General features: G+C 45.1%; 2 protein-coding genes. One reads left to right on the plus strand and one right to left on the minus strand.

From position 1 onward, the window contains the following. On the plus strand, positions 1–182 hold a 182-nt coding region (locus F8N00_RS18105; protein WP_421018763.1), incomplete at its 5' end, for a helix-hairpin-helix domain-containing protein. A gap of 39 nt (positions 183–221) precedes the next feature. Here F8N00_RS18105 and F8N00_RS18110 read toward each other — a convergent pair. Then, entirely contained in the window at positions 222–836 is a 615-nt protein-coding gene (locus F8N00_RS18110; protein ID WP_023468990.1) for a PH domain-containing protein, read from the minus strand. Positions 837–941: the final 105 nt, after the last annotated feature.

Consider the following 941-nt stretch of genomic DNA (forward strand, 5'->3'; position numbering starts at 1 on the left):
CCCGTTCCTTGCTCGACGAGATTCCAGGAGTTGGACCGAAACGACGCCAGCAGTTGATTCGTCATTTCGGATCGATGCGCAGCTTGCGACGCGCAACGATCGAACAGTTGGCGGAAGCAGGATTACCTGTCAAGTTAGCGGAAACCGTCGCTGAATATTTAAGTCAAGCGAATGAAGAATGAAAAAAGCCGTCCTCTTGAAGAGGGCGGCTTTTTTAGTGATTAGTTGTTGATGTACTTTTCGTAGTATGAACCAAAGTCACGCTGGTTCCACTGATGGTAGTGACCTTGTAGCCACTCGAAGGATTGTTCAGACAACTCCTTGAATGTTTGCGGTACGTTCATATCACCTTGACGAAGTCCGCCGAGAATCGTGACGGAATGATTCAATGAGCTGTTCGCGAACTCGAGCATCTTTTGTCCTTCATACTGTTTTTCAGCGATGGCAAGAAGTGTTTTGTAAAGATCTTTCACATGTTCGAGTTGTTTTTTATCGACGTCGATCGAATAATGTTTGCCACCGATCTCGAATTTGATCTCGACATCAAGATCGACCGTTCCCGCCGTTTCGAACATGACGTGGCGAATCGGATAATGTGCATACGGATAGCGGTAGAGTACACGTTTTGAACTGACGGCACTTTCTCCATCGAGGTGAATCAAAGCCAGATTCGTAAAGCAATACTCGTCAGATTTAGATTTGATCAAGAAGTAGATTTTCTCGCCGTCTTCATGTAAGACATAATCGTCAGCGGCTGCTTTGTCGAAATCATCAGGATGAATGACTTGTCCGATATCACTGAATCCCGTTAAATCTGCTGCTAGTTTTTTGAACATGTGAAGTTCCTCCTCGCGATTTGTGTACGAATGACTTTACGAGCACTTACTGCAAAAAGTTTCATGAATCTACTTCCTGTCTCTTATACACATCTCCGAGCCCAC

It is taken from the genome of Exiguobacterium sp. A1_3_1 (assembly GCF_048985645.1).
GTDB classification, from domain to species: domain Bacteria; phylum Bacillota; class Bacilli; order Exiguobacteriales; family Exiguobacteriaceae; genus Exiguobacterium_A; species Exiguobacterium_A indicum.